This is a genomic window from Defluviitoga tunisiensis, assembly GCF_000953715.1.
Taxonomy (GTDB): Bacteria; Thermotogota; Thermotogae; order Petrotogales; family Petrotogaceae; genus Defluviitoga; species Defluviitoga tunisiensis.
In genome coordinates this window covers 1,781,478-1,796,554 of the sequence record NZ_LN824141.1, presented here as the reverse complement: position 1 = coordinate 1,796,554, position 15,077 = coordinate 1,781,478, and the positions used below count along the sequence as shown (strand labels likewise).

The 15,077-nt window shown below is 33.7% G+C and carries 12 protein-coding genes; 5 read left to right on the top strand and 7 right to left on the bottom strand.

The annotated features are described in order from the left end of the window. The first annotated feature begins 6 nt into the window (after positions 1-6). Positions 7-2,247 (top strand): bifunctional dihydroorotate dehydrogenase B NAD binding subunit/NADPH-dependent glutamate synthase, encoded by a 2,241-nt coding sequence (locus DTL3_RS08215; protein ID WP_045088292.1) that lies wholly within the window; start codon positions 7-9, stop codon positions 2,245-2,247. Further along, positions 2,247-2,894, top strand: coding sequence for a protein-L-isoaspartate(D-aspartate) O-methyltransferase (locus DTL3_RS08210; RefSeq protein ID WP_045088291.1), 648 nt, complete (start codon positions 2,247-2,249; stop codon positions 2,892-2,894). Before DTL3_RS08215 ends, DTL3_RS08210 begins: the two co-directional genes overlap by 1 nt. Before the next feature lie 91 nt (positions 2,895-2,985). Here the strand turns inward: DTL3_RS08210 and DTL3_RS08205 are convergent, their stop codons facing one another. Next, the gene (locus tag DTL3_RS08205; protein ID WP_045088290.1) at positions 2,986-3,477 is read right to left on the bottom strand and encodes a hypothetical protein; all 492 of its coding nucleotides are present in this window, start codon (positions 3,475-3,477) and stop codon (positions 2,986-2,988) included. Positions 3,478-3,894: 417 nt separating this feature from the next. On the opposite strand from DTL3_RS08205, the gene DTL3_RS08200 reads away from it, so the two are divergent. The 3 genes from DTL3_RS08200 (at position 3,895) to DTL3_RS08190 (ending at position 7,880) form a co-directional block, all read left to right on the top strand. Next, positions 3,895-5,175 (top strand): MFS transporter, encoded by a 1,281-nt coding sequence (locus DTL3_RS08200; protein WP_052670448.1) that lies wholly within the window; start codon positions 3,895-3,897, stop codon positions 5,173-5,175. A gap of 60 nt (positions 5,176-5,235) precedes the next feature. Further along, positions 5,236-6,318, top strand: a complete 1,083-nt coding sequence (locus tag DTL3_RS08195; protein ID WP_045088289.1) for a hypothetical protein — start codon at positions 5,236-5,238, stop codon at positions 6,316-6,318. Positions 6,319-6,566: 248 nt separating this feature from the next. Further along, entirely contained in the window at positions 6,567-7,880 is a 1,314-nt protein-coding gene (locus DTL3_RS08190; RefSeq protein ID WP_052670447.1) for an MFS transporter, read from the top strand. Positions 7,881-7,963: 83 nt separating this feature from the next. Here the strand turns inward: DTL3_RS08190 and DTL3_RS08185 are convergent, their stop codons facing one another. The 6 genes from DTL3_RS08185 to DTL3_RS08160 form a co-directional block, all read right to left on the bottom strand. Then, entirely contained in the window at positions 7,964-9,064 is a 1,101-nt protein-coding gene (locus tag DTL3_RS08185) for a BMP family lipoprotein (RefSeq protein WP_045088288.1), read from the bottom strand. A 119-nt stretch (positions 9,065-9,183) separates the two neighbouring features. Then, a complete protein-coding gene (locus DTL3_RS08180; RefSeq protein WP_045088287.1) occupies positions 9,184-9,942 on the bottom strand; it encodes an SIR2 family NAD-dependent protein deacylase in 759 nt (252 codons plus the stop codon). Between the two features lie 231 nt (positions 9,943-10,173). After that, positions 10,174-12,003 carry a hypothetical protein gene (locus DTL3_RS08175; RefSeq protein ID WP_045088286.1) on the bottom strand — a complete coding sequence of 610 codons (1,830 nt, stop codon included), beginning with the start codon at positions 12,001-12,003 and terminating at the stop codon, positions 10,174-10,176. Positions 12,004-12,042: 39 nt separating this feature from the next. Next, entirely contained in the window at positions 12,043-12,654 is a 612-nt protein-coding gene (gene yihA, locus DTL3_RS08170) for a ribosome biogenesis GTP-binding protein YihA/YsxC (protein WP_045088285.1), read from the bottom strand. 184 nt (positions 12,655-12,838) lie between these two features. Then, positions 12,839-13,465 (bottom strand): thiamine diphosphokinase, encoded by a 627-nt coding sequence (locus DTL3_RS08165; protein WP_269446394.1) that lies wholly within the window; start codon positions 13,463-13,465, stop codon positions 12,839-12,841. Positions 13,466-13,565: 100 nt separating this feature from the next. Then, complete coding sequence (locus DTL3_RS08160) at positions 13,566-15,038, bottom strand: bifunctional ADP-dependent NAD(P)H-hydrate dehydratase/NAD(P)H-hydrate epimerase (RefSeq protein ID WP_045088283.1); 1,473 nt, start codon at positions 15,036-15,038, stop codon at positions 13,566-13,568. Positions 15,039-15,077 lie beyond the last annotated feature (39 nt).

The window sequence follows — 15,077 nt, the reverse complement described above, 5'->3', positions numbered from 1 at the left end:
GTTAATATGTTTGAAATTTCAGACAAGATTCAAATAGCTAAGGATACTTTTAGTGTTTGGGTTGAGGCACCTAAGATTGTAGAGAATGCCAAACCAGGACAATTTGTTATTGTTATGGGGGAGGAAGATGGAGAAAGAATACCTTTGACAATAGCAGATACAAAAGGTAGTAAAATCAGGCTTATTTTCCAGGTTGTGGGTAAAAGTACCAAAAAAATGGCTGAATTAGAAAAGGGACAGAGCTATGCTCATGTAGTAGGACCTCTGGGAAAGCCTTCAGAAATAGATTATTATGGGACAGTTTTGCTGATAGGTGGTGGAATTGGTATTGCCCCAATTTACCCAATTTTAAAGGCTTTAAAACAAGCTGGAAACAAGGTTATTGCTATTTTGGGAGCTAGAACCTCAAATTTATTGATTTTAGAAGATGAATTTCGTCAAATTGCTGATAGGGTAATTATTACCACTGATGATGGTTCTAAAGGAATGAAGGGATTAGTAACCGATGCTATGAAATTGTTAGCTCAAGAAGGTGAAAAGGTAGATAGAGCTTGGGCTATTGGTCCTGTAATTATGATGAAATATGCTACTTTAACGGCTCAGGAATTAGGTTATCCGATAACAGTGTCTTTGAACCCTATAATGGTTGATGGGACAGGAATGTGTGGAGGATGTAGGGTTACTATAGCCGGTAGCGTTAAATTTGCTTGTGTAGACGGGCCTGAGTTCGATGGAGAGTTAGTTAACTGGGATGAACTGTTAAATAGGTTGGGGCAATATAAAGAGGAAGAGAAAAGGGCTCTGCAAGAAATCAAGAAAAAGAAACCTAAGAATATTTTGAAAAATAAGGTGCCTGTTCGAAAACAACCTCCAGAAGAAAGAAGAAGAAACTTTCAAGAGGTTTCATTTGGTTACTGTTTAGAGGAAGCGCTTATGGAGGCAGAAAGGTGTTTGCAGTGTAAGAATGCCCCATGTATCGAAGGATGTCCTGTAGGTGTAGATATTCCTGGCTTTATCCGTGCGTTATTAGAGGGTGATCTTTCAAGGTCAGCTGAAATTTTAAAATCTTACAATAATCTTCCTTCAATATGTGGAAGAGTGTGTCCACAAGAAAATCAATGTGAAGGGGTATGTACACTGGGTAAATCTAAGGTGTTTGAACCAGTTGCTATCGGCAGACTTGAGAGGTTTGTTGGAGATTGGGATATGGTTCAAAAAAGGCAAGAGGTAAGAGAAGAACTTTCAAACAGTGAAATTAAAGGTAAAGTTGCTGTTGTAGGTTCTGGTCCTTCTGGTTTGACAGTGGCTGCTGATTTGGCAAAGATGGGATATTACGTTAAGATATTTGAAGCTTTGCACAAACCTGGCGGAGTTTTGATGTATGGAATTCCTGAATTTAGGCTTCCAAAAAGGATTGTATATGAAGAGATTGAATATGTTAAATCCTTGGGGGTAGAAATTCAAACGGATGTTGTTGTAGGAAAGACTGTAACAATAGACGAATTGAGAAAGGAATATGATGCAATTTATATTGCTACAGGAGCTGGAACTCCTAAGTTTTTAAACATCCCGGGAGAGAATCTAAACGGTGTTTATTCATCTAGTGAGTTTTTAACTAGGGTTAATTTGATGAAAGCTTATGAATTCCCATATTATGATACGCCTGTAAAAATGGGGAAGAATGTAGTTGTCGTTGGTGGAGGTAACGTTGCTATGGATGCTTCTCGTTCTGCTTTGAGGTTAGGTACAGACAAAGTTACGGTTGTTTATCGTAGGACAGAAAATGAGATGCCAGCTAGAAGAGAAGAGTATGAAAATGCAGTTGAGGAAGGAATTGAGTTTATGTGGCTCACTAACCCTGTTGAATGTATTGGAGATGATAGGGGTAATTTGGTGGGTGTTGTTTGCCAAAAGATGGAACTTGGAGAACCTGATGCTTCTGGTAGAAGAAGACCTGTTCCAGTTAAAGATAGTAACTTTACCATTACCTGTGACATGTTTATAGTAGCGATTGGACAAGAAGCAAACAGGGTTTTGTTAGACAATTTCACTGAACTTGAGTTGAATAAATGGGGTTATATAAAAGCAGATCCAGAAACTGGAGCAACCTCTGTAGAAGGGGTTTATGCAGGTGGAGATATAGTTACAGGTGCCGCTACTGTTATAGAAGCGATGGGGGCTGGTAAGAAGGCTGCTAAAGCTATTGATGAATATGTATTCTCTAGAATCAAGGAGAGAAAGAGTTAATGGATTTTGAGCTAGCACGTAAGAGAATGGTTCATGAACAGCTTGAACTAAGAGGGATAACTGATAGGAAGGTTTTGGATGCTTTTCTAAAAGTGGAGAGGCATCTTTTTGTGCCTGAGAATGTTAAAGAGTACGCATATGAAGATTGTCCTTTACCCATCGGGGAGGGGCAGACTATTTCTCAACCGTATATGATTGCTTTAATGTTGCAACATTTGAATTTAGATGAAAATGATGTTGTTTTGGAAATTGGTACAGGGTCTGGTTATCAAACAGCATTATTAGCTGAAATAGTCAAATTTGTGTATTCGATAGAAAGGAGTGAAACTTTAGCTAAAAGGGCTAAAGAAATACTCGAAGACTTGGATTATAAGAATATAAAAATTTATGTTGGAGACGGAACAAAAGGATGGCCAGAAGAGGATATTAGTTTTGATAAAATTATTGTTTCTGCAGGGGCACCTGACGTTCCTGAACCATTATTTAATCAATTAAAAGTTGGCGGAAGAATGGTTATTCCAGTAGGGTCAAGACATTATCAAACTTTATTGATAGTTACTAAAATGGAAGATTTAAGTATGAAAAAGGAATTTGCAGGAGGATGTACTTTTGTTCCACTTGTTGGCGAGTATGGCTGGAGTGGATAGAATGTAATGTTGTTTAGACCAACCCCCTTCAAGAACAAATAAGATCCTTGAAGGGGAATTTACACAATTTTATTTGTAGAAAGATGTGATATTATTGCTGTTCTGCAACAGTGAAGGTAATGGTTCCGATTTCTACTTGACCTCTAAAATATTTGAGATCAGAAACATTTACTGGTGCGACAGTAAGAGTATGTACATCTGATGCGTCTTGAGTAGGTTCACCTGTGATTGAATTTGGTGATGTAAGGAGATCTACTTCACCGAACATAAGTTTTACAGTTTTGCCGGAGAAATAGGTTGTATCAGCAGTAAATTCTGCTGTAATCACGTAGCTAACATTGGTATCAATGGTTAAGGTAAAGGGTTGTCCATCTACAGTACCTACTACAGAACCCTCTGTTATAGTTGTTGAATAAGTTAACGTAACTGCTGTAGTACTGAGATCTACAGTTGCCCAAGGTTCGCCTTCTGCATTAACTGTTAGTGTATTTCCAGGATTCCAGTCTGCTGTTAATTGTCCAAAAACAAGTCCTGCCATACACAAAATCATTGTGATAATAAAAACAGATAGATACTTTTTCATTTACGATTCACCTCCCAAGTTTTTTTGGTACTTCAAAGCTTTTTAGAACTAAATACTGAGAGCTGATCTTTTCTATTGCCATACGTCTTTTTATAATCTGTTTTATGAAATTAAAGGCATAAATTAAAAGAGAAAAATATTTATAGGTATATTCTATTATGTAATATATTTATTTATTTATAAATAACTTTGAGTTACAGTATTTAGAATATTATGTTAATAATATTAAGATTTAGATTGTTTTTATAAACTATTTATTATTTGTTTACGATATTCTTTGAATAGGTAATTATTTTAATTCAATGTATATATTAATAGCATGTTGTTTACTTGCTTTCAACTTGATATTTGTAATAAATTTAGATATAATCTAAATAATTGTTTTTTTTATTATAAAAATACAGGAGAGCTTTAATATTGAAAAAACGTCATCCTATGGTTGATACCTTAATAAATTTAAAAGGTAATCCAAAAGTTTGTGTACTAACTGAGCCTTTATGGGGTATACCGTATAATTTATATTTGCCATATGCTTCGATATACATGCATTCGTTAGGTCTAGGAGATGTGCAGATTGGTATTATAACGAGTATAGGATTGGTTTTTCAGATTTTATTTGCCTTGTTGAGTGGAGCGATTACTGATAAACTAGGCAGAAGGAAAACAACTTTTATATTTGATATTATAGCCTGGAGTGTTCCGTGTTTAATTTGGGCTTTTGCAAAAAACTTTACGTATTTTTTAATAGCTGCTATAATCAATAGTGTTCATAGGGTAACTGCTAATTCTTGGATGTGTTTAATGGTTGAGGATGCACAAGAAGAAAAGTTAGTACATATTTATTCTTGGGTGCATATTTCAGGATTAATAGCCGCTTTTTTTGCACCTATTGCAGGAGTATTTGTGGGAAAGTTTAGTGTTGTACCTGCTGTAAGGATTTTGTATTTAATCGCTTTTGTTATGATGACGCTAAAATTTGTTATTTTGTATATATTTTCACATGAAACTAAACAAGGTCAACGAAGAATAGAAGAAACAAAAGATGAAAGTGTATTTTCTTTGTTGAAGCAATACGGCGATGTATTCAAAATTATTAAAAATTCTCCTGAAACGTTGTTAGCTTTTGGAATATTGTTGGTTATGAGTATAGTTAATATGATAAATAATACATTTTGGCCACTTTTTATTACAGAAAAAGTAGGTATTCCTGTTCAAAATGTGTCGTTGTTTCATCTTTTGCGATCTGCAACCGTTTTAGTTCTTTTTTTCATTGTGGTTCCAAAAATTAATGTTGAACGGTTTAAGTATCCACTTTTAACAGGATTTGGAACCTTTGTAGTTAGCCAATTATTGTTAATTAGCACTCCTTTCAAAGGGTATGCAATTTTAGTTATCAGTACGTTATTAGAAGCGCTCAGTTTATCTCTTATTAATCCTCTTACAGACTCACTTACAGTTATTACTGTTGATCCAAAAGAGCGAGCAAGGATTATGGCAATCTTACATGTGATCATGATCGGATTAACTTCGCCTTTTGGATGGATAGCGGGACTTCTTTCTGAGAAATGGCGTGGGTTACCTTTTGTAGTAAATTTAATACTTTTTGTTATTGGCGCAATTTTCACTTACTATTTAGCTATCGTTCTTGAAAGAAAAAATCACAAAGAAGTGAAGTTTAGCGAAGAATCGTTGAAATGAATCAGGATTTTTAAAAATCCTAATTTGAGAAATAACATATTTCAAGAGGAGGAGATTAATATGTTGAATTCAAGTGAAGAGGCTTCTCCCAAACCAAGGTTAGGTTTTCTTTTAAGGAATGCAAGATTGTTGTCGAAAATGAAAAAGGTAGATAAAGAAGAGATAGAAAAATTTGTTAATTCTATCGAACGTTTCAATCGTTGTGTTGTCCCAGATTTTGAAGAAACCGGTGGACCAATGGAAGAAGGTATGATTTATTTAATGTTTAATTCTGAAAATGGTATGATGCCTATAGACAGTGTTTTTAGACTGTTCTGGGTCAATTCTCCTCAGCTTCGTTTTTCATTTTTAGATTCTTTTTTCATTTCAACGAAATTTACATCTGGAAGATGGGAGAAAAAATTTTCTAAAGCTATTTTCCAGACGTCGAAACACAACTTTCATCAGGAAGTACATGTCGATGAATTTGAAATGATATTTGATGGCGAAATTTCTACAGGATATTCCCTGTATTTCGTTGATAGAAAAAATAACATTTCTGGCCATCTTAAATATGATCCATTAGAAGATGGCGTGATTACATACTTTAACGGTAAGATGGCACTAACTCCTTCTATTGCTCAAAAGGCATACGATATCTTTGCTATTAAGGTAACTGGAAAAATAGAAGTTCAAGGAAAAGAAATTGAAATAAAAGATGGTCGGGGTATTGTTGAACACAGTCTTGGTATATTTTCTGGATACAATATTCATTGTTGGAGATGGTTGAATTTGCAATTTCCAGAGGGTACCCTTCATCTTTTCCATCATCCTATTACAATGGGAAAAGAGGGGATAATAGAAGCTGGGGAAGGAGCTGCCTTAATGGAAGGAAAATGGTACCATTTTTTGCGCGATGAGTTTAAAATCGAAGAAATAGAATATGTACATGATGAAACAATTAATACGGAAATACCTGTGAAGTGGAGAGTTGTTGGTGAACCTTTTGATTTTATTGTAAAAAAGAAAACTCATCTTTCATGGGGAGGTAATATAGGTCCAACTAATGAGTATATAGCTAATTATGTACTTGAAGCAGATGGAAAATGGAAAGGAAAAGAAACTAAAGGTAGTGGTACAATGGAATATCTGTTTCACGTTTAGATTTTTTTTAATTTTGCTGGATATAGAATTTTTCATATTAAGCATAAAAAAGGCGCTTATTTTGAGGTAAATAAATTTATATAATATGAATTTTAGTTTTAAAACAATAAAAATGAAAGTATCTTTTTCAACTCATCTTCTCGAGATTTCCAAATATCCATAAAAATAAAGAAATTGAAGGTTTTTTTGAAAGAAGGAAAAAGTTAATGTGATATAAAATATGGGTAAAAAAGTGAGGCGAGAAGATTATGAATGAAAAGTCTTATCGTAAAACACGCCCTCTTCTGTATGCTTTAGGAATGCTTGGTACGATGATTCCAGGCCGCATGATAGATACTTTTTTAGTGTTTTTTTACAATATTGAGTTGGGAATACCTTTAGCTAAGATTTCATTAATTACACTTTTTGCTACCATATGGGATGCTGTTAATGATCCTCTTTTTGGATATCTTTCCGATCGTACCCGAACAAAAATAGGAAGACGAAAACCTTGGATGATCGTAGGAATGCCTTTGTTTTGTTTATCTTACATTATGTTGTTTTCTCCACATAAACTTGTTCAAAACACTACTTCCCTGATTATTTATTTTGCATTTTTTTCTATTCTTACAGAGACCTTAAGAACTATTATAGATGTTAATTATTATGCCCTATTTCCAGAATTATTTATTGAGGAAAAATCTCGCACGCATGTTAATGCTTTAAGACAAGCTTTTCAAATTGTTGGTATGATAATTGGAGTAACGCTAGCTCCTATAATGATTCAAACATACGGTTATACAATAACCGCCACTTTCATGGTATTAATAGGAATGTTTTTTTACGCAATTGCTACTTTTTCTTCCCATGAAAGACCTGAATATACGGAGAGTCAGATCCCCTCTTTAAAAGAAACTCTAAAAGCAGTGGGAAAGAATAAAAATTTTTGGGCGGTGGGTTTCTCTAACTTCTTTTTTCAAGCTTCGTCCGCTCTTTTATTGCTCAGTATCCCTTATTTTGTAAAATATGCATTAGAACTAAGTGAAGGGAATGCAGCATTTTTAACTGCCGCGGTTTTTGTTTCGGCAATTCCTGCTATGTTTTTATGGACATGGCTAATTAACAAGTTTGGATCGTTGAAAACTTGGAGGGTTTCATTGATTTTCCTCGGAATATCACTTGTTCCGTTTCTTTTTGTGCACACATTAATTGTGTCTATGGTGGCTGGAATTTTTACTGGAGTTGTATTAGCTGGTGTCATTATTAACATAGATCTTGTCTTTTCTAAAGTCATAGATATTGATTCGAAGGTTTCGAACCTTAGAAGAGAAGGTATGTATTTTAGTGCCCTTCAATTTATTGTCCATTTATCAGGATTAGCAAAAAGCTTGGTTTTGCTATTAATTGCGGCGATATTTGGGTTTGTTGATGCAAATAATCCAGGGACTCATCCAGATATTGCATCTCGTTTTATGGTGTCTTTCTTTCCTGCCGTTTTAATGCTTGTTGCCTTTATTATCTCTTTTTTTGTAGATTTCAATGATTCAGACGTTCAAGATTTAGATAATGAGACTTCTTCTTAGAATAAGATTTTATAATTTTATAAAATTAAAGTAAAAATTCCCTGCTTAAGCAGGGAATAATTTTAAATATGAATAATTAGATATTAAAATGGAAAAGTGATTTTGGGTACTTCAAAGGCTCCTATTTTGCTTGGTTCTGAAGGTACTTCTAATTCACCTTGTTTTATTAGATAATTTAGATATTCGATTTCAGCAAAAAATCTTAAAGGAACCATGCTTCTTGTGTATTTCATTGGAGTAATACTTGCTCCATCGTCTTTTAAGCCTAATCTTTGTAATCCTGAAGAGAATGTTCTTGCGGAAAGTGCGCTTCTTATTCCTTCAAACGCTGCGGTATCGACTCTTTTCATTGCAGAGGTTAAAACATATCCTGGAGCCATATGATCTTGATCAACATCTACACCTATTGCAAAATAATTTTTTCCTACTTCATAATATTTGTCAATTATTTTTTCTAAAGGGGCGTTTGATGGTAAACCTAAGAGTGAGGCTCCTTTTTCATGAGCTGCGCTAATTACTCCATTTCCTGTTGGACCTGCTGCATGGAATATAATATCTGCACCTTGTTCCATTTGAGTTAATGCCATGTTCTTTCCTAAAGCGGGATCATTGAATGTGTTTGCATATCCAGATAGGACTTGGACATTATCATTATGAATTTCGTTGTATACTTTAACGCCTGCAAGATAACCAGCCTCAAATTTAGTTACTGCAGGTACTGCAACACCACCAACAAATCCAACTTTTCCAGTTTTTGTGGTTGATGCAGCGAGATATCCTGCTGCAAAGCTTGCTTCGTGTTCGTTAAAGACGTAGCAAGCAACGTTGGATGGTATGATTTGTCCAGGAGAAGGTTCTATGTCTATTCCTATAAATTTTATATCAGGGAATTGAGGAGCTACATTAAAGAGAACGTCTGTCATCATAAATCCAACAGCAATGACAACATCAGAGTTATTTGCTGCACTGGTTAAATTTGGAAGGTAATCTGTTTGTTCTTTTGAAACGAGTACCTCAATTTCTATACCAAGTTCGTCTCTTGCTCTTAAGACACCTTGCCATGTTCCGTCGTTAAAGGATTTGTCACCGATTCCTCCTACGTCAGTTACCATAGTTGCTTTGAATGCAAAAGAAACTGAGAGTAGCATGACAACAGTTAACACCATACTGATTAACTTTTTCATGTTACTTGCCTCCTTCTAGTAATTATAATTGCAATCTGTAAGACAACCCTGTAAGTCATCTTACTTTTTTGGCTCTAGCTTCTATAAGAATATATTGTATGAATTTTACTTGTTATTTGTTATTTCATTTTTTCGTATTCTTCAGCAACTTCTATGAAAAATGTATCTAGATCTTCATTTACTATAAATGCACCCTTATCTTGAGGTAAGTATGAAGTTGAGACAGTCCCTTTTGTTACTACAACTATTTTTCCTTTGGTGAGCGAAGGTAAAAAAGCAGCTGGCATAACAGTTAATGATGAGCCAAGGACAAGTACTAAGTCTGAACGTGTCATTATTTTTTCTGAAACACCTAGATATTTTACAGGTTCACCAAAAAAGACGATGTCAGGTTTTATAATTCCTCCACATTTATCACATTTTGGTATGCTTTCTTGCTGCATTTTTTTGCTTAAGTCTGCCTGTGTGTAATGTTTTCCACATTTTAAACAGTAATTGTCCCAACATCCTCCGTGTATTTCGTATACTTTTTTTGAACCGGCTTTTTGGTGTAATGAGTCTATATTTTGGGTTATTATGCCTGAAAGTTTGTTTTCCTCTTCTATTTGAACTAGAAATTTATGCGTGAAAGTTGGTTCTGCTTGTTGAATCATTTCTAGAAAGGTTTTGTGAAATTTGTAGAATAAAGAAGGGTCTTCGTAGAAGTAATCTATATCAAATATGCTTTCGGGATTTTGTATGTTTGCTCTTGTGTATATTCCATTAGGTCCTCGGAAGTCAGGTATGCCAGAATTTGTTGACATACCTGCTCCACTTAATACAGCTATATTTTTCGATCTGTAAATTAGTTCTGCACATTTTTTGGCTAAATCTGTCATTTGTTGTCACCTCTATGTTTTACTACTTGTACCAAAGGGGGAGAGGGCTCCGCCCTGTTACCGTTATAAATTCAAAAACGATAATTTGCAATTGCAACTTTTTGGTACTTGTACCGAGGGGAGAGGGCTCCGCCCTGTTACCGTTATAAATTCAAAAACGATAATTTACAATTGCAACTTTTTGGTACTTGTACCGAGGGGAGAGGGCTCCGCCCTAGACCCGTTATAAATTCAAAGACTTACTTTTAGAAAATCTTCATTTCTAAAGTCCTTATTATTTTGATTATTAGTTTTTAAATAGTTTAGAAGAGTTTTCGCTGCAATCATAGGTCCTTCTTCTTCAAAGCCGTTAATTCCTAGTTGAGTTCGTAATGTCCCAACTTTGACGCCATTTTCCATCATAGCTTCCATGTATTTTCTAGCAATTTTTTCGTGTTTGTCCTTTCTTTGTACTGCCCCAAAAGGATTTGCAAAGTAACTGTGGGTTAGTCCCTTTTCTGATGTGGTTCCTTTAGCAATTCTTGTTCCACTTGAAAATACTTTCAATGCTTTATCTATGTCTTCAAAAAATTCAATTACTTCATGATTTTCGTCAACAGGTTCGTAATTGTTTGCATAAAAGAAAAAGTCTATTTTAGTTGGTTTTATTATTTCCTCATAGTTTGAATAAGGAACAATTACTCTTGCGTTTGTTTCATGTGGGTTCATAAATATGCTCCTATCCATAGTTGAGTATGCATATCCAGGTTGTAGATCATCGAGTCTTACAAATGCACCTGTTTCAGTTCCATATGCAACAACAGTACCGTCTTCTAAAATATCTAGGGAACCCATATCATCTATAATGATGTTAACTTCTGAAACTTGTTCTCTAATTCTGTTTAATGCTTCAATTGTTTCTGATTTTCCCGCGCCACTATCTCCAACAAGCATTATGTTATATGAAGTTTTATCTCTTAGTTTTACTTCTGCGAGTGCTCCGTGTATGGGAAGTCTACCTTCGTCTATTACAAGCAAGTTATGTATAGTTAAAATCATTTTTTTCATGTAACCAAAATAGTCAACGGAAGGGTCATTTCCTACTAGTCCTACATATGTTCCGTCATCTTCATGGTAGATTATTCCGTTAAAATCTTTTTCGTTTTCAAAGAAACTTTTGTCAATACCGAAAATATATATTCCGTCAGGCTTATCGGAATTTAATGTTCCAAAATTAGCAAATTCAAATAAGTTTGCGAGTCCTGCAGCTAAGGCAAAGTATTCTTTATGAACTACAACATATATAAGTTTGGTATGGACATAAATAGGAAATACTAACCATTCGTCAGTGTTTTTAATATCAACTTTATGTAGAATGGGTTTGTCTACTACCTTGAATAGTCCACTTCGTTTGTTTGAACGAGTATAGAAGATTACAGGAGGTTCTAATATAATACTCCAAACAAAGTACATATTGTATATGAAATCAGCGTTGTGAATCTTGGCTTGTGGTTCAAAGTCAATTTTGTCTAATATAAAATTGGCTTGTGCACCACTTGGTAGTTGCCTTAATATTTTAGTTCTTTTATCTGAAACATTGATGAGTATTTGTCTGTATGTTTCTAGTACTAAACTTTTTAAGTCGTAATTATTTTTTACTAGAGTTATTTGTTTATGAATTCTAGTTTTTGGATTTTCACTGAATGGGTCTTTTTTTATCATGAATCTATGCTTAGATCTCCACAGATTAAATGTGTTTTCAATAAACAACGTTAGAATTTGTCGGTACGGTACAAGTTTTGGAAAACTAAAATAAGAAGATGCATCTAGACTTTCTAGAGTATTAGCTGAGATAGCTAATAGTAGTTGAACAATTTGTTCAATATCGTACTTTTCAGCAATGTCTGTTTTTTCTGGGTTTTTTAAAAATAATTGAAAAAAGCTCTGAAAGCTGCTATGAGATTCTTCTGCATCGTTAATTAGCTCGATTATCAATTCTCGTAAATATTTGGAGTTTAATATTTGAGCGATGTTTGTGTATGATACTTCACCCGGAATAATTTTTGTTCTCTCAAAAAGCATAATTATACGCCTCCACTTTGGATATATATTGATTAACCCTCAATTGACAATATCTGAATTATATGAGCTTTCTCCAAAAATTTTTGAAAAAAGGTCTAAAACTTCTTTTAGTCCTTCTTTTGTTTTTGATGAGAAAGGTATATATATATAATCGCCGTAGACAGACAGGCTTTTTTTTATTTGTTCGAGCATTCTTTTTCTTTCGGATGTTTTTAGTTTGTCAACTTTTGTTAAAATAATAATGAAAGGTATTCCTAAATCTCTAAGCCATTCAATCATTACATAATCTAAATCTTGAGGTAAATGTCTATGATCTAATAGTAAGAATACCATATTTAGATTTAGCCTTTGATTGAAATATGCTTCAAGTAGTATGCTCCATCGTTCTTTTTCCTGTTTTGAAACCTTTGCAAAACCATATCCAGGTAGGTCTACAAAGTAGTATATGTCGTTTACTAAATAATAATTGATAGAACGAGTTTTACCTGGAGATGAGCTAACTTTTGCAGCATTTATTCCTAATACTGTATTTAAAAAGCTAGATTTTCCAACGTTTGATCTTCCTGCGAATGCAATTTCCTTTTTATCTAAGGGTGGAAGGTCTTTAGCTTCATATACTGTTTTTATTAATTTAGCATTGGTGATTCTCATGTCTTTCCTCCTAACTGTTATTTCTTGCTTTCTATTAAGGTTAGAGTGTTTATTTAGTAATTTATTTTTGAGAAAAAATATACTATCTCTTTGGGTTTATTATACTATATTTTCATTTTTTATTCTAATAACAAGGTAGTTGGCTATTGATCATGCATAGAATTTTTATCTTACTGTTGAAAATTTACCATTGTAAATTAATCCACCTAATATATATAACTTTTCCTTTATTTACTGTAATTTTTACTTGATTTTGGATTGCTTGATTGCTTATTCCTAAAGACTTGAAATTATTAATATTTTCATTAGTTAGGGGATATTTAAATCCTTCTAAAGTTAATCCTTCAACAGGTTCTCCTATTCTTATTATAGACCATGTTTCACCTGGTATTGCTTCTTCAATTTTTTCTTTATTAACAATTCCAACTTTTACATTTTCTTCAAGTATTACTGGATTTAGTTCGATGTATTCTGCTAAAAGGTATATAGATGCAATTTCTTGATCTATTCTGTTTCCAAATACGCATGAGATGACTACATCTTTTTCGTTTTTTTCTTTTACATACATTAAGGCTAATTCAGTATCAATTTCATCTTTTTCTCTTGGATAAGTTATAATTGTTGTTTTGTTTTCATGAGCCCATTGTATGTCTTTTGGATTTGCTGAGTCCAGATCTCCTATCAGATAATTTGGAGGGATATTCAACTCTCTATATATTTCTATTCCAGAGTCACATGCTATTGTTAATGATGCTTTATGGATTTCTTTTTTGTAAAAATCTAAAGAACTTCTTCTTTCAGCGCCTGATATTATATAGACTATTGTTCTCGCCTCCTGTTAGCAGTTATTTTTAAAAGACGCCCTTTAAGGGCGTCTTTATTTAGATTAATTTTTAGCGGTGATGCTATATTTATAATTTTTTTATTTCTGCAAATGTTTTGTACATATTGTTAGCTATAAGAATGGGTGTTACATAGTAACTTGTATGGTCGATTGATAAGTCTCGGGCAGTTTTGTATACGATATATGTTCCGAGGATAGAGGCCTCTAGAGGGGTTAATCCTTGAGCCATGAATGACGCTATTACTCCTGATAATAGGTCACCAGAACCGCCTTTTGCCATGCTTGTGTTTCCTTCAACATTAAAAAAAGTTTTGACTCCATCTGTAATTATAGTAGTTGATGATTTAAAAACTATATTGGTGTTTATTTTTTTTGCAACGTCTTCTAATGAAAATATATCATTCTTTAGATTTTTATATATCTTTTGGAACTCGCCTACGTGTGGTGTTATTACACAATTTTTATTTAGTTTTACATTTTCTCTTAGAGTGACTATAGCATCTGCATCTAGTAAAATAAGCTTTGAGTCTAGATAATTTTCTATTACTTTTAAAACAAAATCAATAGCTTTTTCGGTCATGCCTGGTCCCATAAGTATAACGTTAGCTTTTTCAATATCTGGTCTAACAGTTGATATATCTTTTTCTTCAAAATAATCTTTTTTAAGCGATCTGTAGATAATAGAAGGTTCAATAGATAAAATTTGAGAGGAGTCACCAGGTGTTATTAATTTCACTAAACCTGCTCCACTTCTTTGTGCACCTATTGCGCTTAGAATAGGGGCACCAGGATATTTGGAGCTACCAGCTAGTATTAAAACCGTTCCAAATGTATATTTATGCGAATCTTCGGGTCTTTTAGGAAGTAATGTACTGCAAATTTTTTTGTCAATTAAATCTCTGTTTAAACTATTTAGATATTGAATATCAAAGGAAAGTGGTGCAACTTTTATTTGACCGCAATATTCTTTTCCAGGATTTAGCAGATGTCCAAATTTTAGAGCTCCAAAGGTAACTGTTTGATCTGCTTTTACTGCAACCCCTTTTATTTCTCCTGTGTCAGAATCTATTCCTGAAGGAATGTCAATTGATATAATTTTTGCACTTGATTCATTAATTTTTTCTATTACTTCTTTCATTTGTCCTTTAATTGTTCCTTTTAGTCCTAGACCTATTAGTCCATCAAGGATAAGATCATAATATAGATAATCAATGGGTTCTTCTCCATATTTATAGGTTGTTATGTCATACTTGTTTGCTATTTCTAGTTGTTTTTTAAAGCCTTCACTTCCTTCGGAAGGATCTCCTACAATTAAAAGTTCAACATTGTATCCCCGATTTTTTAGAATTCTTGCAGCAGCAATTCCGTCTCCACCATTGTTACCTTTTCCAACTACGGTTAAAATGGAAAATGGATAAAATGTTTCAGCTACATCAGCTACAGCAAATGCGGCTTGTTCCATGAGTGTTTCTTCAGATATTCCTTTCAATATAGTCGCTTCATCTAATTTTTTTGCTTCTGAAGAAGTAATTACTTTCATTTTTATCCCTCTCTATTTAAAAATTTTAACAAGCATGAA

Bases quoted from the DNA above. Each gene is read 5' to 3' on its own strand.
- DTL3_RS08215 (WP_045088292.1), top strand. From the start codon at position 7: ATGTTTGAAATTTCAGACAAGATTCAAATAGCTAAGGATACTTTTAGT.
- DTL3_RS08210 (WP_045088291.1), top strand. From the start codon at position 2,247: ATGGATTTTGAGCTAGCACGTAAGAGAATGGTTCATGAACAGCTTGAA.
- DTL3_RS08205 (WP_045088290.1), bottom strand. From the start codon at position 3,477: ATGAAAAAGTATCTATCTGTTTTTATTATCACAATGATTTTGTGTATG.
- DTL3_RS08195 (WP_045088289.1), top strand. From the start codon at position 5,236: ATGTTGAATTCAAGTGAAGAGGCTTCTCCCAAACCAAGGTTAGGTTTT.
- DTL3_RS08190 (WP_052670447.1), top strand. From the start codon at position 6,567: ATGAATGAAAAGTCTTATCGTAAAACACGCCCTCTTCTGTATGCTTTA.
- DTL3_RS08185 (WP_045088288.1), bottom strand. From the start codon at position 9,064: ATGAAAAAGTTAATCAGTATGGTGTTAACTGTTGTCATGCTACTCTCA.
- DTL3_RS08180 (WP_045088287.1), bottom strand. From the start codon at position 9,942: ATGACAGATTTAGCCAAAAAATGTGCAGAACTAATTTACAGATCGAAA.
- DTL3_RS08175 (WP_045088286.1), bottom strand. From the start codon at position 12,003: ATGCTTTTTGAGAGAACAAAAATTATTCCGGGTGAAGTATCATACACA.
- yihA (WP_045088285.1), bottom strand. From the start codon at position 12,654: ATGAGAATCACCAATGCTAAATTAATAAAAACAGTATATGAAGCTAAA.
- DTL3_RS08160 (WP_045088283.1), bottom strand. From the start codon at position 15,038: ATGAAAGTAATTACTTCTTCAGAAGCAAAAAAATTAGATGAAGCGACT.